At 52.1% G+C, this 21,303-nt stretch carries 20 protein-coding genes; 12 read left to right on the top strand and 8 right to left on the bottom strand.

Going from position 1 to position 21,303, the window contains the following annotated elements; translation table 11 throughout:
* The first annotated feature begins 137 nt into the window (after positions 1-137).
* The 6 genes from topA to acnA all read left to right on the top strand — a co-directional run bounded on the left by topA (position 138) and on the right by acnA (position 7,628).
* The gene (topA, locus tag M8Q36_RS17560; protein ID WP_249881734.1) at positions 138-2,735 is read left to right on the top strand and encodes a type I DNA topoisomerase; all 2,598 of its coding nucleotides are present in this window, start codon (positions 138-140) and stop codon (positions 2,733-2,735) included.
* A 180-nt stretch (positions 2,736-2,915) separates the two neighbouring features.
* Positions 2,916-3,890: an HTH-type transcriptional regulator CysB gene (cysB, locus tag M8Q36_RS17565; protein WP_016495871.1), complete on the top strand. Its 975-nt coding sequence runs from the start codon at positions 2,916-2,918 to the stop codon at positions 3,888-3,890.
* 317 nt (positions 3,891-4,207) lie between these two features.
* On the top strand, positions 4,208-4,369 hold the full coding sequence (locus M8Q36_RS17570; protein ID WP_082071763.1) for a YmiA family putative membrane protein: 162 nt from the start codon (positions 4,208-4,210) through the stop codon (positions 4,367-4,369).
* Position 4,370: 1 nt separating this feature from the next.
* On the top strand, positions 4,371-4,541 hold the full coding sequence (locus M8Q36_RS17575) for a YciX family protein (protein ID WP_249881735.1): 171 nt from the start codon (positions 4,371-4,373) through the stop codon (positions 4,539-4,541).
* A 138-nt stretch (positions 4,542-4,679) separates the two neighbouring features.
* Positions 4,680-4,778 carry a small membrane protein YmiC gene (gene ymiC, locus M8Q36_RS17580; protein ID WP_234455536.1) on the top strand — a complete coding sequence of 33 codons (99 nt, stop codon included), beginning with the start codon at positions 4,680-4,682 and terminating at the stop codon, positions 4,776-4,778.
* Between the two features lie 174 nt (positions 4,779-4,952).
* Positions 4,953-7,628 carry an aconitate hydratase AcnA gene (acnA, locus tag M8Q36_RS17585; protein WP_249881736.1) on the top strand — a complete coding sequence of 892 codons (2,676 nt, stop codon included), beginning with the start codon at positions 4,953-4,955 and terminating at the stop codon, positions 7,626-7,628.
* Between the two features lie 47 nt (positions 7,629-7,675).
* Here acnA and ribA read toward each other — a convergent pair whose 3' ends face one another.
* Positions 7,676-8,263, bottom strand: a complete 588-nt coding sequence (ribA, locus tag M8Q36_RS17590) for a GTP cyclohydrolase II (protein WP_016495874.1) — start codon at positions 8,261-8,263, stop codon at positions 7,676-7,678.
* 196 nt (positions 8,264-8,459) lie between these two features.
* On the opposite strand from ribA, the gene pgpB reads away from it, so the two are divergent.
* The 5 genes from pgpB to yciH all read left to right on the top strand — a co-directional run bounded on the left by pgpB (position 8,460) and on the right by yciH (position 12,096).
* Positions 8,460-9,224, top strand: a complete 765-nt coding sequence (pgpB, locus tag M8Q36_RS17595; RefSeq protein WP_249881737.1) for a phosphatidylglycerophosphatase B — start codon at positions 8,460-8,462, stop codon at positions 9,222-9,224.
* Between the two features lie 140 nt (positions 9,225-9,364).
* Positions 9,365-9,673: a LapA family protein gene (locus tag M8Q36_RS17600; protein ID WP_017457195.1), complete on the top strand. Its 309-nt coding sequence runs from the start codon at positions 9,365-9,367 to the stop codon at positions 9,671-9,673.
* Between the two features lie 6 nt (positions 9,674-9,679).
* Positions 9,680-10,849, top strand: a complete 1,170-nt coding sequence (gene lapB, locus M8Q36_RS17605; protein ID WP_249881738.1) for a lipopolysaccharide assembly protein LapB — start codon at positions 9,680-9,682, stop codon at positions 10,847-10,849.
* Positions 10,850-11,032: 183 nt separating this feature from the next.
* Positions 11,033-11,770, top strand: coding sequence for an orotidine-5'-phosphate decarboxylase (pyrF, locus tag M8Q36_RS17610; RefSeq protein WP_249881739.1), 738 nt, complete (start codon positions 11,033-11,035; stop codon positions 11,768-11,770).
* Positions 11,770-12,096, top strand: coding sequence for a stress response translation initiation inhibitor YciH (gene yciH, locus M8Q36_RS17615; protein WP_249881740.1), 327 nt, complete (start codon positions 11,770-11,772; stop codon positions 12,094-12,096). Before pyrF ends, yciH begins: the two co-directional genes overlap by 1 nt.
* 111 nt (positions 12,097-12,207) lie before the next feature.
* Here the strand turns inward: yciH and osmB are convergent, their stop codons facing one another.
* The 3 genes from osmB to yciZ all read right to left on the bottom strand — a co-directional run bounded on the left by osmB (position 12,208) and on the right by yciZ (position 13,718).
* Positions 12,208-12,426, bottom strand: a complete 219-nt coding sequence (osmB, locus tag M8Q36_RS17620) for an osmotically-inducible lipoprotein OsmB (RefSeq protein WP_025263597.1) — start codon at positions 12,424-12,426, stop codon at positions 12,208-12,210.
* 257 nt (positions 12,427-12,683) lie between these two features.
* Positions 12,684-13,442, bottom strand: a complete 759-nt coding sequence (gene yciT / locus M8Q36_RS17625; RefSeq protein ID WP_044489347.1) for a DNA-binding transcriptional regulator YciT — start codon at positions 13,440-13,442, stop codon at positions 12,684-12,686.
* 93 nt (positions 13,443-13,535) lie between these two features.
* Entirely contained in the window at positions 13,536-13,718 is a 183-nt protein-coding gene (gene yciZ, locus M8Q36_RS17630; protein ID WP_016495882.1) for a protein YciZ/DeoL, read from the bottom strand.
* A gap of 193 nt (positions 13,719-13,911) precedes the next feature.
* On the opposite strand from yciZ, the gene M8Q36_RS17635 reads away from it, so the two are divergent.
* The gene (locus M8Q36_RS17635) at positions 13,912-14,778 is read left to right on the top strand and encodes a crotonase/enoyl-CoA hydratase family protein (protein ID WP_249881741.1); all 867 of its coding nucleotides are present in this window, start codon (positions 13,912-13,914) and stop codon (positions 14,776-14,778) included.
* Here M8Q36_RS17635 and pdeR read toward each other — a convergent pair.
* The 4 genes from pdeR to fabI form a co-directional block, all read right to left on the bottom strand.
* Positions 14,775-16,766 carry a cyclic di-GMP phosphodiesterase gene (gene pdeR, locus M8Q36_RS17640; protein WP_249881742.1) on the bottom strand — a complete coding sequence of 664 codons (1,992 nt, stop codon included), beginning with the start codon at positions 16,764-16,766 and terminating at the stop codon, positions 14,775-14,777. The genes M8Q36_RS17635 and pdeR overlap by 4 nt on opposite strands.
* A gap of 308 nt (positions 16,767-17,074) precedes the next feature.
* Positions 17,075-19,009, bottom strand: coding sequence for an exoribonuclease II (locus M8Q36_RS17645; protein WP_249881743.1), 1,935 nt, complete (start codon positions 19,007-19,009; stop codon positions 17,075-17,077).
* Between the two features lie 134 nt (positions 19,010-19,143).
* A complete protein-coding gene (locus tag M8Q36_RS17650) occupies positions 19,144-20,304 on the bottom strand; it encodes a CMD domain-containing protein (protein WP_249881744.1) in 1,161 nt (386 codons plus the stop codon).
* A gap of 177 nt (positions 20,305-20,481) precedes the next feature.
* Positions 20,482-21,270, bottom strand: a complete 789-nt coding sequence (fabI, locus tag M8Q36_RS17655) for an enoyl-ACP reductase FabI (protein ID WP_016495887.1) — start codon at positions 21,268-21,270, stop codon at positions 20,482-20,484.
* Positions 21,271-21,303 lie beyond the last annotated feature (33 nt).

A 21,303-nucleotide genomic window follows, 5' to 3' on the forward strand; every position in this document is an offset into this window, starting at 1 on the left:
ACGCTCCGTTTTACGCGCTTTGTTAAAAAAAGGGTTGATATCCATTGACGCCGCCGCAATATTGAATGCTCGTCGCCGGTGGGTTTGAAGCGACATGCGACGAATTTCTGGAAGAATTTAATTAGGTAAAGGTGAATATGGGTAAAGCTCTCGTTATCGTTGAGTCCCCGGCAAAAGCCAAAACGATCAATAAATATCTGGGTAATGACTATGTGGTTAAATCCAGCGTTGGTCATATCCGTGATTTGCCGACCAGTGGCTCAGCACCCAAAAAGAGCGCAGACTCAGCCTCCGCCAAAACGGCTAAGAAGCCTAAAAAGGATGAACGTGGCGCTCTTGTCAATCGCATGGGGATTGACCCATGGCACAACTGGGATGCGCATTATGAAGTGCTGCCCGGTAAAGAGAAGGTGGTTTCCGAGCTGAAATCGCTGGCGGAAAAAGCCGACCACATTTATCTCGCAACCGACCTTGACCGCGAAGGGGAAGCCATTGCGTGGCACCTGCGGGAAGTGATCGGCGGCGATGAGAAACGCTACAGCCGCGTCGTGTTTAATGAAATTACCAAGAATGCGATTCGTCAGGCCTTCGAAACGCCGGGCGAACTGAATATTGACCGTGTAAACGCTCAACAAGCGCGCCGTTTTATGGACCGCGTGGTGGGCTACATGGTGTCTCCACTGCTGTGGAAGAAAATTGCCCGCGGCCTCTCCGCAGGGCGCGTACAGTCTGTCGCTGTGCGTTTGGTTGTTGAGCGTGAACGCGAAATTAAAGCGTTTGTGCCGGAAGAGTTCTGGGAAATAGACGCTGCTACGGCAACACCTGGTGGCGATACGCTGCCGTTGCAGGTGACCCATGAAGGTGATAAAGCCTTCCGTCCGGTTAATCGCGAGCAAACCATGGCGGCGGTCAGCCTGCTGGAAAAAGCGCGTTATACGGTGCTGGAGCGGGAAGATAAGCCGACCAGCAGCAAACCGGGTGCCCCCTTTATTACCTCTACGCTGCAACAGGCCGCCAGCACGCGTCTGGGTTTTGGCGTCAAGAAAACGATGATGATGGCGCAGCGTTTGTATGAAGCGGGCTACATCACCTATATGCGTACCGACTCGACGAACCTGAGCCAGGACGCCGTGTCGATGGTGCGCAGCTACATTGCTGATAACTTCGGTAAAAAATACCTGCCGGAAAACGCCAATCAGTACGCCAGCAAAGAGAACTCTCAGGAGGCGCACGAAGCTATTCGTCCTTCCGATGTCGCGGTGTTAGCTGAATCGTTAAAAGACATGGAAGCCGACGCGCAGAAGCTTTATCAACTGATCTGGCGCCAGTTTGTTGCCTGTCAGATGACGCCTGCTCAGTATGATTCCACCACGCTGACGGTGGGCGCAGGCGATTTCCGTCTTAAAGCTCGTGGTCGCATCCTGCGTTTCGATGGCTGGACAAAAGTCATGCCTGCGCTGCGCAAAGGCGATGAAGATCGTACGCTGCCGGCGGTGAACAAGGGCGATGTTCTTTCGCTTATAGAGTTAACGCCGGCACAGCACTTTACCAAGCCACCTGCGCGTTTTAGCGAAGCTTCGCTGGTAAAAGAGCTGGAAAAACGCGGTATTGGCCGCCCGTCTACCTATGCGTCGATCATCTCGACCATTCAGGACAGGGGGTATGTGCGTGTTGAAAGCCGCCGTTTTTATGCGGAAAAAATGGGCGAAATTGTTACTGATCGTCTGGAAGAGAATTTCCGCGAGCTGATGAACTACGATTTTACCGCACAGATGGAAGACAGCCTCGACCGCGTGGCGAACCACGAAGCGGAATGGCGCAAGGTGCTGGACAGCTTCTTTGGCGATTTCTCTCGTCAACTGGAACAAGCTGAACAGGATCCTGAAGCGGGCGGTATGCGTCCGAATCAGATGGTGCTGACCAGCATCGACTGCCCGACATGTGGCCGTAAAATGGGTATTCGTACCGCCAGTACCGGGGTTTTCCTCGGCTGTTCCGGCTATGCGTTACCGCCGAAAGAGCGCTGCAAAACCACCATTAACCTGGTGCCGGAAAACGAAGTGCTCAATGTGCTGGAAGGCGAAGACGCGGAAACTAACGCGCTGCGCGCCAAACGTCGTTGCCAGAAATGTGGTACGGCGATGGACAGCTACCTGATCGATCCGAAACGTAAACTGCATGTCTGTGGGAATAACCCAACTTGCGATGGTTACGAGATCGAAGAGGGCGAATTCCGCATCAAAGGGTATGACGGCCCAATCGTTGAGTGTGAAAAATGCGGTTCTGAAATGCACCTGAAAATGGGGCGTTTTGGTAAGTACATGGCTTGCACCAACGACGAGTGTAAAAACACGCGTAAGATCCTGCGTAACGGCGAAGTTGCACCGCCGAAAGAGGATCCGGTGCCGTTGCCTGAGCTGCCGTGTGAAAAATCTGACGCCTATTTTGTTCTGCGTGATGGCGCAGCCGGGGTATTCCTCGCGGCGAATACCTTCCCGAAATCTCGCGAAACACGCGCACCGCTGGTAGAAGAACTGTGCCGCTTCCGTGACCGTCTGCCGGAAAAACTGCGTTATCTTGCAGACGCACCGCAGGAAGATCCGCAGGGCAATAAAACCATTGTGCGTTTTAGCCGTAAGACCAGGCAGCAATATGTTGCTTCGGAAAAAGACGGGAAAGCGACCGGGTGGTCAGCGTTTTATATCGACAATAAATGGACCGAAGCTAAAAAGTAGTTTTTTCAGCCATATACCTCTAGGGGCCGGTTTTCCGGCCCTTTTTATTTGCGCGTTATTATTCTTTGTTCGCTGCTATACACGGAAGCTATAAATGATATAGTTGTTATAGCTAACCGCTTTTTTATTATCAAATCGTATTAAGCGATAACCCCGTTTGCGTACTTCGGATGGTCTGTTATGAAACTACAGCAGCTTCGTTATATCGTCGAGGTGGTGAATCACAACCTCAACGTCTCTTCCACGGCGGAAGGGCTCTATACCTCTCAGCCTGGCATCAGTAAACAAGTCCGCATGCTGGAAGATGAACTCGGCATACAAATCTTCGCCCGCAGTGGTAAACATCTCACTCAGGTGACGCCCGCCGGCCAGGAAATTATCCGCATTGCGCGTGAAGTCTTGTCCAAAGTTGATGCCATTAAATCGGTGGCGGGGGAACACACCTGGCCGGATAAGGGCTCGCTGTATGTTGCGACCACGCATACACAAGCGCGGTATGCATTACCGAATGTGATCAAAGGGTTTATCGAACGCTATCCGCGCGTTTCATTGCACATGCACCAGGGATCGCCAACACAGATTGCAGAAGCGGTTTCTAAAGGCAACGCTGATTTCGCCATCGCCACCGAAGCGCTGCATTTATACGATGATCTGGTGATGTTACCGTGCTACCACTGGAATCGCTCAATTGTGGTGACACCCGATCACCCGCTGGCATCTAAGCAGTCGGTCAGTATCGATGAACTGGCGCAATATCCGCTGGTGACTTACACCTTTGGCTTTACCGGCCGCTCGGAGCTCGACACGGCGTTTAATCGTGCAGGGTTGACGCCACGAATCGTTTTCACCGCCACAGATGCAGACGTTATCAAAACGTATGTCAGACTCGGGCTGGGAGTAGGGGTTATTGCCAGCATGGCGGTGGATCCGATCTCCGATCCGGACCTTGTTAAACTGGATGCTCACGAAATCTTCAGCCACAGCACCACAAAAATAGGTTTCCGTCGCAGCACGTTCCTGCGTAGCTATATGTATGATTTTATTCAGCGCTTCGCGCCACATTTAACGCGCGATGTTGTCGATGCAGCTGTGGCGTTGCGTTCTAATGAAGATATAGAAGCGATGTTTAAAGATATTAAGTTGCCGCAGAAATAATGCCGTAGGGTATCTTATCGCCCGAAAAGATACCCATAATGTCTCCTAAAGCCAAATTAGAATTATCTTCATCTTTGATACAATCACCTTTGCGGGTGATTGCCTTCACAATTTTAACGCCGACACTGTCACTATTTAGCGACAAAAATAGAAACTAAATTGCCGCTCTGCAAATTTATTACTTCAATAATTTATTTCGGGTCAAAAGATTAAATATTTCTTTGGAATTGGTGAGTAAATTCACTGGATTTTCGGCTAAAGTTCTTTTAGGATTTGTCTCATCTCATGATTAATTACACCGATTGTTGGTACCCAAAATGATAAGTGATGTCGATTGTACGAGGTTAGCAATGCCATCAGGAAGTGAAGAGCCGCAAAGGGACCCTGAGCTTAAGCGTAAAGCCTGGCTGGCGGTATTTCTTGGCTCTGCCGTGTTTTGGGCAGTCGTTGCGTTATTGATCTGGAAATTCTGGGGTTAAAATGGCTATAGCGGGTCGATTCGAACCGGTTAAGCAAGTATGTCAATTACATGACACACCAGCTAAAGCGAAAAAGAAACCTGTGACCTCTATTCCGGCTTCCTGGAAGCTGACGCCGCAGCAGCAAGCTTTTATTGACGCCTTCTCTGAAGACGACTTCAAAAAACAATAAATATATCATCAGAATAAACGTGGGAAATTATCCCGGCTATTCATTGATGTGCTCTTTTGTACTCTTTAATTAATACACAGCATAAATGAATTGAGTAATGACTCAGTTTTAATGAATAGATTTTCTGGTAATAAATTTATGCGTAATGATTGCGGAATGAAATATTGGTCGTGGTTAGCCGCTTTTTCTGTTTCCATCCTTTTCTGGGGACAGGTTGTGTGGGCTACCCTTCGGTAATGAATTGAAAAACCTCGCATCTGCGAGGTTTTTTTATATCCCTTCTCCTGCAAGATTTTCCCTTTTGTAGCAATTTTGGTTGTTATCAAAACGTTACGATATGTTTGTGTTATCTTTAATTACAGACCCTGAAGAGCATCAGGGTAAGCAATCCCTGTAATTAAGGAGGAGCACATGTCGTCAACCCTACGCGAAGCCAGTAAGGACACGTTGCAGGCAGAGAACAAAACTTATCACTACTACAGCTTGCCGCTGGCCGCTAAACAACTTGGGGATATCTCACGGTTACCCAAGTCGCTAAAAGTTTTACTGGAAAATCTCCTGCGCTGGCAGGACGAGGAATCCGTCACTGAAGAAGATATCCGTGCCCTGGCCGGTTGGCTCGCCAGTGCGCACGCCGATCGCGAAATCGCTTATCGCCCAGCAAGAGTCCTGATGCAGGACTTTACCGGTGTCCCCGCCGTCGTTGATTTAGCGGCGATGCGTGAAGCGGTGAAACGCCTTGGAGGCGATACCGCCAAAGTGAACCCGCTATCTCCAGTCGATCTGGTGATTGACCACTCCGTGACCGTTGACCACTTCGGCGACGATGACGCCTTCGAAGAGAATGTCCGCCTTGAAATGGAACGTAACCATGAACGTTATGCTTTCCTGCGCTGGGGCCAGCAGGCGTTTAGCCGTTTCAGCGTGGTGCCGCCGGGAACAGGAATATGCCACCAGGTAAATCTCGAATACCTCGGCAAAGCGGTCTGGAGCGAATTGCAGGGCAAAGAGTGGGTTGCCTATCCTGACACGCTTGTCGGCACTGACTCTCATACCACCATGATTAATGGCCTCGGTGTATTGGGCTGGGGCGTGGGCGGGATTGAAGCCGAAGCGGCGATGCTCGGGCAACCGGTCTCTATGCTGATCCCTGATGTCGTCGGTTTTAAACTGAGCGGTAAATTGCAAGAAGGGATCACGGCAACCGATCTGGTGCTGACGGTCACGCAAATGCTGCGTAAACACGGCGTTGTCGGTAAATTTGTTGAGTTTTACGGCGATGGACTTGATTCGCTGCCGCTTGCCGACCGTGCCACCATTGCCAATATGGCCCCGGAATATGGCGCAACCTGCGGTTTTTTCCCAATCGATAGCGTGACGCTTGATTATATGCGCCTGAGTGGTCGTAGCGAAGAGCAAGTCGCGTTGGTGGAGGCTTATGCGAAAGCTCAAGGTATGTGGCGTAACCCGGGCGATGAACCCGTCTTTACCAGCACCCTTGAACTGAACATGCACGACGTTGAAGCGAGCCTCGCCGGGCCAAAACGCCCCCAGGATCGGGTCGCGCTGAGCGATGTGCCTAAAGCCTTTGCAGCCAGCTCAGAACTTGAACTGAACACGGCGCAGAAAGATCGCAAACCGGTCGAGTACGTGCTGAACGGGCAGAAATATCAATTGCCGGACGGTGCGGTAGTGATTTCTGCGATAACTTCTTGTACCAACACCTCAAACCCCAGTGTGTTGATGGCTGCCGGGCTGCTGGCGAAAAAAGCGGTCACCGCCGGGCTCAAACGTCAGCCATGGGTGAAAGCATCGCTGGCGCCTGGTTCGAAAGTGGTTTCTGACTATCTGGCACAGGCGCGATTAGCGCCTTATCTGGATGAACTGGGTTTTAACCTTGTCGGTTACGGTTGTACCACCTGTATCGGTAACTCTGGACCGTTACCAGAGCCTATTGAACAGGCGATCCGTGAAGGCGATCTTACCGTTGGTGCGGTGCTTTCGGGCAACCGCAATTTCGAAGGGCGTATTCACCCCCTGGTAAAAACGAACTGGCTTGCTTCACCGCCGCTGGTGGTGGCTTATGCGCTGGCGGGCAATATGAATATCAACCTCGCCACCGATCCGCTTGGCCATGACCGGAAAGGCGATCCGGTTTACTTGAAAGATATCTGGCCAACGAGCAGTGAGATTGCCCGCGCGGTTGAGCAAGTCTCTACTGAGATGTTCCGCAAAGAGTATGCCGAGGTGTTTGAAGGCACGTCGGAGTGGAAGGCGATTGAGGTTGAGCACTCCGATACGTATGGCTGGCAAAATGACTCAACTTACATCCGGTTATCACCCTTCTTTGAAGATATGCAGGCGCAGCCGAAACCGGTGGAAGATATTCATGGCGCGAGGATCCTGGCGATGCTGGGTGATTCGGTCACGACCGACCATATTTCGCCAGCAGGCAGTATCAAAGCGGATAGTCCGGCGGGCCGCTATCTGCAAAGCCATGGAGTCGAGCGCCGGGATTTTAACTCCTACGGTTCGCGACGTGGCAACCATGAAGTAATGATGCGCGGGACATTCGCCAATATCCGTATTCGCAACGAAATGGTGCCGGGCGTTGAAGGCGGCATGACGCGTCATTTGCCGGGCAGCGAAGTGATTTCTATTTATGATGCTGCTGTTCGCTACCAGCAAGAGGGCACGCCGCTGGCGGTGATTGCCGGCAAAGAGTATGGTTCAGGCTCCAGCCGCGACTGGGCGGCAAAAGGGCCGCGTTTGTTGGGCGTTCGGGTGGTCATTGCTGAATCTTTCGAGCGTATTCACCGTTCCAACCTGATTGGTATGGGGATCCTGCCGCTTGAGTTTCCACAAGGCGTGACGCGAAAAACGCTGGCTTTGACAGGGGAGGAAAAGCTGGATGTTGTCGATCTGCAAAACATCACGCCGGGTGGCACGTTAGCCGTGACGTTAACCCGCGCCGATGGCAAGCAGGAGACGCTGGCGTGCCGCTGTCGCATTGATACCTCGACGGAGCTGACCTATTACCGCAACGATGGCATTCTGCATTACGTGATCCGTAATATGTTGAACTAAAAACAAAGGCCTGCATTTGCAGGCCTGTTTCAACACTGATGGGGCGCTTATTTCAGCAGGTGCCCCATTTTTTCTGCTTTGGTATCGAGATAGTGCGCGTTTTTCGGGTTACGCCCGACAATCAGCGGTACGCGCTCCACAATATTGATTCCTGCCTCGGTAAGGATCTCAACTTTTTTTGGATTATTGGTCAGCAGACGAACTTCGTCTACCGCCAGCAATTTAAACATATCTGCGCAAAGCGTGAAGTCGCGCTCATCGGCAGCAAAACCCAACTGATGGTTCGCTTCAACGGTGTCATAGCCCTGATCCTGCAGCGCATACGCGCGAATTTTATTCAGCAAACCGATGTTACGGCCTTCCTGGCGATGATAAAGCAGTACGCCGCGTCCTTCTTCTGCAATGTGATTGAGCGCCGCTTCAAGCTGAAAACCGCAATCACAGCGCAGGCTGAACAAGGCATCGCCGGTCAGACACTCGGAGTGAACGCGTGCAAGTACGGGCAGTTGCCCGGAAATATCACCGAAAACAAGAGCGACGTGATCCTGCCCGGTTGCCAGTTCTTCAAAACCCACCATCAGGAAGTCGCCCCATGGGGTTGGCAGTTTGGCTTCTGCCACACGTTTAAGTTGCATGTGAATCTCCGGATTTTTAGTGGTGCACTGCGCACCTTTAGCCTGTTGGCCTTCTGTATAACCTCATTTTGCCACAATGCATTACGCATCGCCTACTGGTGACCCACGCATTGCCGTTTAAACGCACAAATGCGTAGGTTTCAGCGGAAATGTTATTTTTCAGTTATATTGGTTCGCGAAATCAGAAGGAGAAAAGATGCTTTCCATTGCAATGCGAACAACAGCAGGCGCGGCGATTCTATTGATTATGCCGCTGATAATGTGGATTTCCGGCTGGAATTGGGAGCCGGGGCAAGCCCGCTGGTGGCTGCATTTTTTATACTGGTTAACAGAAACCGTCACCCAACCGTGGGGAATTATCACGCATGTCGTGTTGTGCGCGTGGTTTCTCTGGTGCCTGCGTTTTCGCCTCAAAGCTGCGGTGATGCTGTTCGTTATTCTTGGTTGCGCGATTCTGGCAGGACAGGGGGTTAAATCCTTTGTCAAAGAGCGTGTTCAGGAGCCGCGACCTTTCGTCCTTTGGCTGGAAAAAACGCACGATGTTCAGGCCGAACAGTTCTACACTTTGAAACGTAAGGATCGGGGAGAATTAGTGAAAAAACAACTCTCCAGCCAGCATGATATTCCTGGGTTTTTACGTAAACACTGGCAAAAAGAGACGGGTTTCGCTTTTCCCTCCGGACATACCATGTTTGCCGCAAGTTGGGCATTATTAGCCGTTGGGCTGCTGTGGCCACGCAGACGGACATGGACGATTGCTGTGCTGCTTGTGTGGGCGACAGGGGTTATGGGTAGTCGACTTCTGTTAGGCATGCACTGGCCGCGCGATTTGGTGGTTGCAACGTTGATATCCTGGTTGCTTGTGACGCTGGCGACCTGGCTTGCCCAGCGCATTTGTGGCCCGCTCACGCCGCCTGCGGAGGAAGTACCGGAAATCATTGCTCGCGATCAAGAGGGTTGATTTCCGCCGTTTCGCCCGCAAATCAGATTTTAACATCATGCATTTCCATTTCGCGCCGGGCGCTAAAATGGTAGTTTATAGGGCTGAATGCAGTCATTGCATATAAATTCATCGCTCGGCAGCACATAACGGGACGTAATGTGAAATATTTACTCATTTTCTTACTGGTGTTAGCGATTTTTGTTGTGTCGATCACCCTTGGCGCGCAAAACGATCAGCAAGTCACGTTCAACTATTTGCTCGCACAGGGTGAATACCGGATCTCCACGCTGCTGGCCGTGCTGTTTGCTGCTGGTTTCATTATCGGCTGGCTGATTTGCGGCCTTTTCTGGCTACGCGTTCGCGTTTCTCTGGCGCGCGCCGAACGTAAAATCAAACGTCTTGAGCACCAGCTTACCCCTGCCACAAATGTTACGGTTGCAACCGGCTCAACGGCAGTGAAGGAATAATATTTTATGCTGGAGTTGTTGTTTCTGTTGTTACCTGTCGCCGCTGCCTACGGCTGGTATATGGGGCGCAGAAATGCTCAACAGACAAAACAGGATGAGGCTAACCGGCTGTCACGTGAATACGTCGCCGGCGTTAACCTTTTACTGAGTAATCAGCAAGATAAAGCGGTTGATCTGTTCCTCGATATGTTGAAAGAGGACACCGGCACCGTTGAGGCACACCTCACTCTTGGCAATCTTTTCCGCTCTCGCGGCGAGGTTGACCGTGCGATTCGTATCCATCAAACGTTAATGGAAAGCGCCTCACTTTCCTATGATCAGCGCCTGCTGGCGGTGCAGCAACTTGGCCGCGACTACATGGCGGCCGGTATGTACGATCGCGCGGAAGATATGTTTAACCAATTGGTGGATGAGACCGATTTTCGGGTCGGTGCGCTCCAGCAATTGCTGCAAATTTATCAGGCGACCAGTGAGTGGCAAAAAGCCATTGATGTCGCTGAGCGATTAGTGAAACTCGGCAAAGATAAGCAGCGGGGTGAAATCGCGCATTTCTACTGTGAGCTGGCGTTGCAGCAGATGGGCAACGAAGAGATGGGGCGGGCGATGGCACTGCTGAAAAAAGGCGCTGCCGCCGATCGTGACAGCCCGCGCGTCTCTATCATGATGGGCCGTGTGTTTATGGCAGATGGTGATTATGCAAAAGCGGTGGAAAGCCTGTTACGCGTTATCGATCAGGATAAAGAACTCGTCAGCGAAACGCTGGAAATGCTGCAAACCTGCTATCAGCAGTTGGGTAAAAATGATGAGTGGGCGGCATTTTTACAGCGCTGCGTGGAAGAAAACACCGGTGCGACTGCCGAATTGATGCTGGCAGACATTATGGAGCGCCGCGATGGGCCTGACGCGGCGCAGATCTATGTTACGCGACAACTGCAGCGGCATCCCACCATGCGCGTTTTCCATAAGCTAATGGATTACCACCTCAACGAAGCCGAAGAGGGGCGCGCCAAAGAGAGTCTGATGGTGCTGCGCGAAATGGTGGGCGAGCAGGTGCGCAGTAAGCCCCGTTATCGCTGCCATAAATGCGGTTTCACCGCGTTTACCATGTACTGGCATTGCCCGTCATGCCGCGCGTGGTCGACCGTAAAACCGATTCGTGGCCTTGATGGTCAGTAATTTTTAAAAATGCCTTCATTAGTTACAACATACTGTTAATTATTTTAACTATGCAGTATCTGCGCTGGTATTCGCTTAGCAGCAAAAAATCGAACCTGTTATTTCTATGCGCTCGCGGGTAGAATGCTCGCCGTTTATTCTTCTCGCGCCTGAGCGGGTGCCCTCATTTCAGAAGGTCTGATCATGACGTCTACTGTTTTATCGACTTCCCGCACCGTTACTGCTTCCCCGATTGTAGTAGCCCTTGATTACGATAACCGCGACACGGCCATGGCGTTTGTTGACCGTATCGATCCGCGTGATTGCCGCCTGAAAGTTGGCAAAGAGATGTTTACTTTATTCGGGCCGCAACTGGTGCGCGATCTGCAACAGCGCGGCTTCGATATCTTCCTCGATTTAAAATTCCACGACATCCCGAACACCACAGCGCACGCCATTAAAGCCGCCGCTGATTTGGGCGTCTGGATGGTAAATGTCCATGCTTCTGGCGGCGCACGGATGATGACGGCGGCGAAAGAAGCGCTACTTCCGTTTGGTAAAGATGCACCGTTACTGATTGCCGTCACCGTATTGACCAGCATGGAAGCAAGCGACTTGCAGGATTTAGGTATTCTCGCAACACCCGCCGAGCATGCGGAGCGGTTGGCTCGTCTTACGCAGCAATGTGGCCTTGATGGCGTTGTTTGCTCCGCGCAGGAAGCTGTCCGTTTTAAAAACGCATTAGGCAAAGCATTCAAACTGGTCACGCCGGGAATTCGTCCGGTCGGCAGCGAGTCTGGCGATCAGCGCCGCATCATGACGCCGGAACAGGCGCTTGCGGCAGGCGTAGACTATATGGTGATTGGGCGCCCGGTTACGCAGTCTGCCGACCCGGCGAAAACCCTTAAAGCGATTAATGCATCGTTGGGTATGGGGGAATAATGAAAGACGACAACAGCCGTCTGGTCTACTCGACCGAAACCGGGCGCATTGACGAGCCAAAAGAGCAACATACACGTCCGAAAGGTGATGGCGTGGTACGTATCCAGCGCCAGACCAGCGGCCGCAAAGGCAAAGGCGTGTGCCTGATAACGGGCATTGATGAAGATGATGAAGCACTGGCTAAGCTGGCCGCAGAATTAAAGAAAAAATGCGGCTGCGGTGGTTCAGTGAAAGATGGCGTTATTGAGATCCAGGGTGATAAACGTGATTTACTGAAATCATTACTGGAAGCAAAAGGGATGAATGTGAAATTAGCGGGTGGTTAAACCTGAATACAGAAAGGCCGCGGTCATTACCGCGGCCTTATTATTTACACTGTGAAACGTAGACCTGAAAAAGAAAGTATTATTTATTATTGTCGCCGTTTAAATGACCAATTACTTACCAACCTGGTGACCGATGATACCGCCGACAGCTGCACCGCCCAGCGTACCGAGTGTGCTACCATCCGTCAGCACAGCACCGCCAAGCGCACCCGCACCCGCACCGATTGCGGTATTACGATCGCGTTTAGACCAGTGACCACAAGCGCTCAGAGACATTGCCAGGGTAACTGCCAGTACTGCTGCGGCCATTTTTTTGCTTGTTAACATCATCATACTTTCTCCTGAATAATCGATTCACGGAAGAATGTTCTCTTTAAGTATAGTGCCTGTGAGCACACCTAAAGATTTCCCGTGAAACCTTGCTGCGCAGGTGTAATTCAATCACGTCAGTGATAATCACTTCCTGTTATATCGCTAATAATAATTTTACGCGCAGACCGGTAACAAGACAGGTAAATAGTCTTAATCGAAACGTCAGAATAGTCTCAGATATGAGGGAGATAGCCCGCGCTGGCGGGCCAACAGGATTAGCGAAACCCGCCAGTGTTAACGATATCGACAATCAGGCCTTTTTGTTGCAGTTGAAGATGTGCTTCCGGCTTAAGGGCTGAATCGGTGATCACCCGCTGAAAGCGTTCATCCGGGCCAAGCGTATAAGGATGGACTACGCCAAACTTGGAGCTATCGGTGAGCACAATCGCTTCGCTGCCTTTTTCCAGCACCGCATTGACCACGTCAGTACGCATCATGTCGCGCCCGGTAAAACCCGTTTCCGGTTGCCAGCCGTCAATCCCGATAAAGGCTTTGCTGAAATGCACCTGCTGAATGTACTGGCGCGTCAGCGGGCCGACCATGCTTTCACTCTTTTTCTGATAAATGCCGCCAAGCAGGATCACTTCACACAACGCTTCTTTGAGCAGATGAGCTATATAGCTACTCACGGTGATAATGGTGATATCACGCTGTTCACCCAGTTTGCGGGCGAGGAGGGCATTGCTACTGCCATTTTCAATAAATACAGTTTCACCAGAGCTGACCAGCGATGCCGCAAAATCAGCCAAATCACGCTTCACGGTGTAGTTGTTCATCATGCGAGTTTCAACATCGTCACTGTCCAGCGGCACAGCAAAACCATGTGTACGGCGCAAATAGCTTTGTTTTTCGAGCGTATTCAGATCCTGGCGAATCGTCACTTCAGATACCCCGGTCATACGCGCGAGGTCTGTAACGCTCATTTGGCCTTTGTCGATGACCGTCTGCAAAATAAGTTGTTGTCGGGAATTCATAGCCACAAATTTCTAATAATGGTTTAGAGAACGGAAATCGCCAGCACGCGCGTCGCATTCCCGGCTGCCGCGTCATGGCGAAAATAAGGGGATTTAAATTTCCCAGGGCGTTTTCGGCGCACCAGAAGAGGCCGCCTTATCGTTGTTATCGAGATCCAATAATTCCGCTTTCAAGATTTCCAGGTTACGAATGGCGGATTGGTAATCCCCCGCAACCAGAATATCCAGAACGGTATCTATCCGGCCGGCAAGGTGTTTCACGTCGATGTCTGCCATTTCTTCACCTTTATGTCGAAAAACGAATGAATTCAATGATGCAGAAAACAGTTTAAAAAGAGAAGGAAAAAAAGGAAATCTCAAAAACTTATAAGCGCCAATTATATATTCATTACGCAACAAAGAGCCGGCTCTGGCGGTGGATTAGTCTTGCAGTGCGCGCAATGCGCTTTTATTACCGGAGGATAAAGCAATGACGATTATCAACCAGACCACCTGCAAACTGTTTACTGATGATGAACGCTTTACGCAGCTTTCTGGCTATTACGAGGAGGAACGCCGTACCGTATGGATGATGCTGCGCGCAAGGCCAAGACCTTGCTTCAACCATGCGTTAATTGAGGAGATCATGAATATTTCCTGGCTTGTCAGACAAGCGGGATTTGCCGTTGATTTTTGGGTCACCGGATCGTTAGTCCCCGGTATGTTCAACACCGGCGGCGATCTACAATTTTTTGTTGATTGTATCAAGAATGGCCGACGCGAAGCCCTGCGCGCCTATGCCCGCGCCTGCGTAGATTGCGTTCACGCCGCGTCAAGAGGGTTTGACACGGGAGCCATCTCCCTGGCGATGGTCGAAGGCAGTGCGCTGGGCGGCGGTTTCGAAGCCGCACTGGCGCACCATTTCGTGCTGGCGCAGCGCGATGCGCGGCTCGGTTTCCCGGAAATCGCCTTTAATCTTTTTCCCGGCATGGGCGCGTACTCACTGGTGGCGCGGCGTTCGGGAATGAAACTGGCGGAGGAGTTGATCTACAAAGGGGAGTCGCACGCCGCAGAGTGGTATGAAGCGCAAGGGCTGGTGGATGTCTCTTTCGAATCCGGACAGGGATTTCTTGCGACACGGACCTTTATCGATACCCTGCAACCCCGGTTGAACGGCGTGCGGGCAATGCTGCGCGCCCGCCAGCGCGTTTTGCAGTTACCACGTAGTGAACTGATGGATATTACCGAAGACTGGGTGGATTCGGCTTTCTGTTTACAACCGAAAGATATTGCCTATATGGAACGTTTAGTCCTGTTACAGGACCGTCACGCTGCGGTGGCGCTTAAAGCGGGCTAACGCGATTTACGTGCCTGATAACGCCTGAACCATCGCTCGAATACGGCAGCGGGCATTGGTTTGGCAAATAAAAAACCCTGCCGTTCATTGACGCCATTCTTTGTAAGAAAGGCGTCTTCTTTTGCATTCTCCACACCTTCGGCAATCACCTGCAAATTTAGCGCTTGTGCAACGGCGACAATCGCCCGCACCAGTGATTGCGATATCGGCTGCTTATGCACTTCGCGGACAAAAGATTGATCGAGTTTGATAGCGTCCAGCGGGAAGCGCGCCAGTTGTGAAAGGGAAGAGTAACCTGTGCCGAAGTCATCAAGATGCACCTGCGCGCCCAGCGCACTGAACTGCTGAATAACCGACAGCGCCAGCTCCTCGTTTTCAATCAAACAACTCTCGGTTAGCTCCACATCGATTGGGCAATATTCAAATTTAAGATCCAGCAGCGCTTGTTTCAAATCGCTGAAAATCGTCTGATCCGCCAGTTGACGCGCAGAGACGTTCACCGCGACGCGAACAAATATGCCTTTGTCGCGCCATTTCGCCACTTGCCGCACCACATCCAGCATGACCCAGCGCCCCAGCGGCACAATCAAACCTGACTCTTCAGCATAGGAGATAAAGTCCAGCGGCGGGATCAAGCCGCGTTCCGGCGATTGCCAGCGTACCAGCGCTTCAAGGCTGCGCACTTCGCCGCGCCATGTGACCTTTGGTTGGTAATGGATCACCAGTTGCTCTTTATCCAGCGCTTTACGCAGATTGGTATCGAGCCATAAATATTCAAATACACGTTGATTCATTTCCGGCGAGAAGACGCAAAATTTGCCGCGCCCACTCTCTTTAGCGGTATACATCGCCGTATCGGCGTTACGGATCACGCTTTCCCGGTCATTACCATGCTGAGGGGCCAGTGAAATGCCCAGCGAACAGCCGGTGTAAACTTCAATAAGGCCGATACGGAATGGTTGGCGTAAACGGGTCAGAATGCGCGATGCCATTGCTTCCAGCAGGCTCTGTGAGGTATCTGTTGCCAGTACGATAAATTCATCACCGCCGAGTCTGGCAAGCACCTGGCCTTCGTCCAGGCAACTTAATATGGCCAGCGCGACCGCCTGTAAAAGTTGATCGCCGAACATATGGCCATAGGCATCATTCACTTTTTTAAAGTTATCAAGATCGAGGTAGACAACACCGACCTGCGTTTCTCCGCGTGCGCTTATCGCATCGCTAATTAACTCATGAATGGCGTTGCGATTGGGTAACCCGGTCACCGTGTCGGTGTTGGCGAGAACCCGCAGTCGCTCCTGCGCGCGCCGCTCTTCGGTAATATCTGTACCGGAGCAAATGAGGTAAATTTCATTTTTACCGCTGCCGCTGTGGACAAACTTATTGCGAAACAGAAATAAGCGCTGGCCTTTACGGGTTTTAACCCAGCGTTCAACTTCATACGGCGTACCGTCACGAAAAAAGCCGCTGATGTTGCGTTTTGAGGCCACCGCTTCGCTGCGGCTCATAAACAGTTTAAAAACGTTTTGCCCAATAACCTCTTGCTCTTTCATGCCGGTGTATTCTTCGCTCAGGCGATTAAATCGCTGAATATTGCCGTGCTTATCGAGGATCACAATCACTGAATTGGCTTCGGAAACAACTTGCTCTGCGAAGGAGAGGCTTTGCACCAGGTCGCGGGCCACTGACGTTGTATCGTGCCAGGCAGACGCGCTACCCGCCCAGGCTTTGCGGGATATTTTTCTGCCGACAAGGTGTACGGCAACGTCCTCGCCGAATAAAGAGAGATGCATAGAGAGGCTGGACGTAATGACCGTCATTTCGCGGATCTGCGCGGCTTGTTCGTCGCTCAGCGCAACAACCTGGCTGACATCGGCATTTTCGTCCGGAGCAAAGTGCAGTGCGTTACTGTCGGCGGTTAAACGCCAAAAGGGGCTTGTCGAACCCAGGTAGCGAAACAGCAGGTTCTGTTCCTGAAAGTCTTTCATGCAATCTCCCAACCCACATAAAAGCGCAACGGGGACACAATTTATTGACGGATAACCGCCTTTTTTTAAAGGGGTAATCAGGCATGAACGTGTTGTTTCTTCTTGGAATGTTTTGTTAAAAGCCAGCCTGGTATCGAAAAAATGATGTGTAATAAATAACATAAACCCGCAGTAAACAAACAGTTGCCTGAGGTTTTATTGTGGTCGCTTTTGCAGGATTGTGGGAAGAATTCAGAAAAAAATGCGCGTGATATCGCAACAGTGATTTGGCGCTTTCCAGAACGGGAAAGCGCCATGATTAAAAAACGTTACAGCACCGGGCGGGCAATAACGCTTCGGGTTTCCATACGGACTTCCGCAATCGTGACATCAATAACGTCGGTCACTTTAAAGACGGTTTCACCTTTAATTTGCACGGTGCCGTTTTCCTGGCTGCACACCAGCTCATCGCGAACCGCATGAATAAACGGCGCCGGAATAAAGGCAACGGCACCATTATCTACCAGACGTACGCGCATACCGCCGCGGCTGACATCGATAATTTCCGCCGCGAAACGGGTATCGGTACCGGCTTTGTTTTGCAGGAAACGGGCGTAGAGCCAGTCGCCGACATCGCGTTCCGCCATACGGTTCAGGCGACGGCGTTCAGACATTTGCACTGTGGCATCGTCCTGAGGCCGTTTCGGCGTTTCGCCTTTGATAATCGCTTTCAGCAGACGATGGTTGATCATGTCGCCGTACTTACGGATAGGCGAGGTCCAGGTCGCGTACGCTTCGAGGCCAAGGCCGAAATGCGGGCCAGGTTCAACGCTGATTTCCGCAAAGGACTGGAAGCGGCGAATGCGGCTATCGAGGAAGCCTGAAGGCTGCGCGTCCAGCTCGCGACGCAATTTGCAGAACCCTTCCAGCGTCAGCACTTCTTCGGCATCAACATGCATACCGTGCGTCTTCAGCATCGCGGCCAGTTGTTCGCTGTTCGCCGGGTCGAAACCGAGATGCACGTTATAAATACCAAAGCCGAGCTTGTCGCGAAGCACGCGAGCAGCGCAGATATTGGCGGCAATCATTGATTCTTCAACAATGCGGTTAGCAATGCGGCGTGGCTCGGCGACGATATCCAGCACTTCGCCTTTCTCGCCCAGCACAAAGCGGTAATCCGGACGGTCTTTAAATACCAGCGCGTGGTTCTGGCGCCATTGGGCGCGCAGCTGGCTAACACGCTGCAGCAGACGGATCTGCGCCGCGATGGCATCGTTTGTTGGCTGCCAGTTACCGGTGTTTTCCAGCCAGTCGGAGACATCGTCATAAGCCAGTTTGGCTTTCGATTCGATGGTCGCCGCGAAAAATTCGATATTGTCTTTGATAGCGCCGTCTGCATCCAGCGTCATCCGGCAAACCAGCGCCGGGCGCACTTCGTTGGCGCGCAGAGAACAAAGATCGTCAGACAGCTCGCGCGGCAGCATCGGGATATTGAAACCCGGCAGATAGTTGGTGAAAGCGCGGATCTTCGCGGCGGCGTCGAGCTTGCTGCCTTCGGCAATCCAGGCCGTAGGATCGGCAATTGCCACGGTCAGTTGCAGTTCGCCTTCAGCAGTCTCTTCAACATACAGCGCATCGTCCATATCTTCGGTGCTGGCGCTGTCGATGGTGACAAAATCCAGCGCGGTTAAATCCACACGCTGCAAACCGTCATCCAGCATCTCGGTCGCCACGCCATTTGGCGCTTCTTTTTCCAGATTGTGACGCGCCAGGGTGACCCACCACGGCACAAAATGGTCGTCGGCGAAGGTGATAAACTGCGTCAGTTCAGCGTAGAAACCTCGATCGCCTTTCAGCGGATGGCGACGCATTTCAGCAACGGCCCAGTCACCCTCTTTGAAATCATGCTCAACGCCACGGGCGGCGCGGCAGGGGATAGCATCTTTTAGCAACGGATGATCAGGCACAATAGAGAGACGATCGTCTTTCTTTTGCACTTTGCCAACAAAACGGGTCAAGAACGGCTCGACCAGCTCTTCAGGCTCCGCGCTTTCACGGTCTTTATCGCTGTGGATGACGGCAATAATTTTGTCGCCGTGCATCACTTTCTTCATCTGCGGCGGCGGAATGAAGTAGCTTTTTTGCGCGTCGACTTCCAGAAATCCAAAGCCTTTTTCTGTGCCTTTTACAACACCTTCCGCACGCGGAGTTTGGGAATGAAGTTGCTGTTTAAGCTGCGCTAGCAGCGGGTTGTCCTGGAGCATAATTATGTATTTTCGTGGCTAAAAGAGCGGCTGACAGTTTTACGCGATTCTTCCTGCTGCGGCAAGCGCTGTTTCAGCAAAATCATGCTGCGCAACCAGTGGCAAGAGCACTTACGCAGTGCTATACCCGCCTGTTACGACACGCTTTGCCCGAGGGCGATGTGCAGCCGGTTTAACCAGCCATTCAACGCACAAGCGACAAGCAAGCTGATTGCCGCCTGGCGGCTGTAGCCATGTTCCTCAAGCTGTAAAAATTGCGCGGGGCTGAACCTGTCCGGCGAGCAGGTAAGCGTCTGAACCGCTTGCACCAGAGCGCTCTCTTTGTTTTTCCCTGCCAGCACACGATTGAGCTCGCGGCTGCCGGCGCGCAGCGCCTGCGTCAGTAATTCATCGTCAGTGCCACGTTGCACACGTTGGGTAAAACAGCTCGTGCTGCCGTTGAGGCGCGCGGTGTAGGCCGCCACCAGCCAGCTCTGCTGTTTATTGGGGCTGATTTTAGCCACCTGTTCGCTCATTTCGCCCAGCTCATTGAGCAGCAGATGTTCATGGGCCAACAAGGGGGCAAGCAGGCGTAATTCCGGCAGCGGTTGCCAGCGCGCAAGCGACTCCATTTGCGGCGCATTTGCAGTACGTAAATCGACACTATCGATGCCGGGCTGCCATTCCGTGGCGGTATCGCTAAAAAGTGCTGCGTCCGCTTCTTGCTGGGTTTCCATGCCGGGTATAAACCGCACCTGTTGGCCGAGCGATGCCTGCAGAATAGCGACAACGCGCGCCTGAAAAGCAACAAAGCCGATGATCTGATTGATGATCACCAGGTCATAGAAAGTCAGACCCACGTCTTCTAATTGTTGCCGCGCACGTGCGTCGATAACCGAGGGAGAGGCGGCAAGCTGCCGCGCATGTTGGGTAATTTGCGCCAGTCGGTAGTTGCTTTCCCGTGACGAGTCCGGGCCGGATAACGGCGCCAGCCGCGCGGCGTAGTGATTGCATAACCGTTGAACGCCGAAAACCTGCGCCGCCGTAAGGGCGGTGCTGAGGCGATCATAGGCGCTGAAGGTGCGTAAACGGCTGGTGTTTACACGCTGCGGAAATAGCAGGGCATAGATTTTTCGTGCGGGCGAAACAATGCCTTCAAGGTCGGTTTTTTGTTTCTCCGGCAGGGCGAGGTCGAGCAGAAAAGGGTCGTTTACTGTGGCCGCTTCGGGAACTAACGGTAGCGCATGTGCCCGGCTGGCACTCGACTGGGTCTCATGATACCAGTGGCTTTTGCCTTCAATCCGGCGTTGTTCCATGGTCGTTCCTTGGTCTGAAAGTGGCGATCCGGATACGACGGCATATCATTGTCGCCGGATCTTTTTTGCTGCTTAATCCTGGCGTAATGAAGGAGAGGGATGAAAGATTGTTAGGTGATAATAAATATCAGAATGGCATATCGAAAAACGCCCCTTCAGGAGAAGGGGCGGCGGGGATTATTTAATTTCCAGCTCGTTCATGGCAGCGATATTGAAACCACCGTCCACATGAACCACTTCACCGGAGATACCGGCAGAGAGATCGGAGCACAGGAACGCGGCGGAGTTACCCACGTCCTCGATGGTCACAGTACGGCGAATCGGGGTAACCGCTTCGCAATGTGCCAGCATTTTACGGAAATCTTTAATGCCAGAGGCGGCCAGTGTGCGGATCGGACCGGCGGAGATACCGTTAACACGTACGCCTTCCGGACCCATCGCGTTCGCCATATAGCGGACGTTTGCTTCCAGAGAGGCTTTTGCCAGACCCATTACGTTATAGTTCGGGATCGCACGCTCAGCGCCCAGATAAGAGAGCGTCAGCAGCGCTGAACCCGGATTCAGCATTTCGCGGCAGGCTTTTGCCATCGCCACAAAGCTGTAGGAGCTGATGTCGTGGGCGATTTTAAAGCCTTCGCGGGTTACCGCATTCACGTAGTCGCCATCCAGCTGATCGCCCGGTGCGAAACCAATGGAGTGAACGAAACCGTCAAACTTCGGCCAGCTTTTCGCCAGGTCGGTGAACAGGGCGTCGATGCTTTCATCTTTAGCGACATCGCATTCCAGAACGATGCTGGAACCCAGCTGGGCGGCAAACTCTTCAACGCGGCCTTTCAGCTTGTCGTTCTGGTAGGTGAATGCCAGCTCAGCGCCTTCGCGGTGCATAGCCTGTGCAATGCCGTATGCGATGGACAGTTTGCTGGCGACGCCAGTAACCAGAATGCGCTTACCGGAAAGAAAACCCATAGCTCTAATCCTTATATTCATTGTTGTGGCGAG

It is taken from the genome of Kosakonia sp. R1.Fl, from assembly GCF_023516815.1.
Lineage (GTDB): Bacteria > Pseudomonadota > Gammaproteobacteria > Enterobacterales > Enterobacteriaceae > Kosakonia.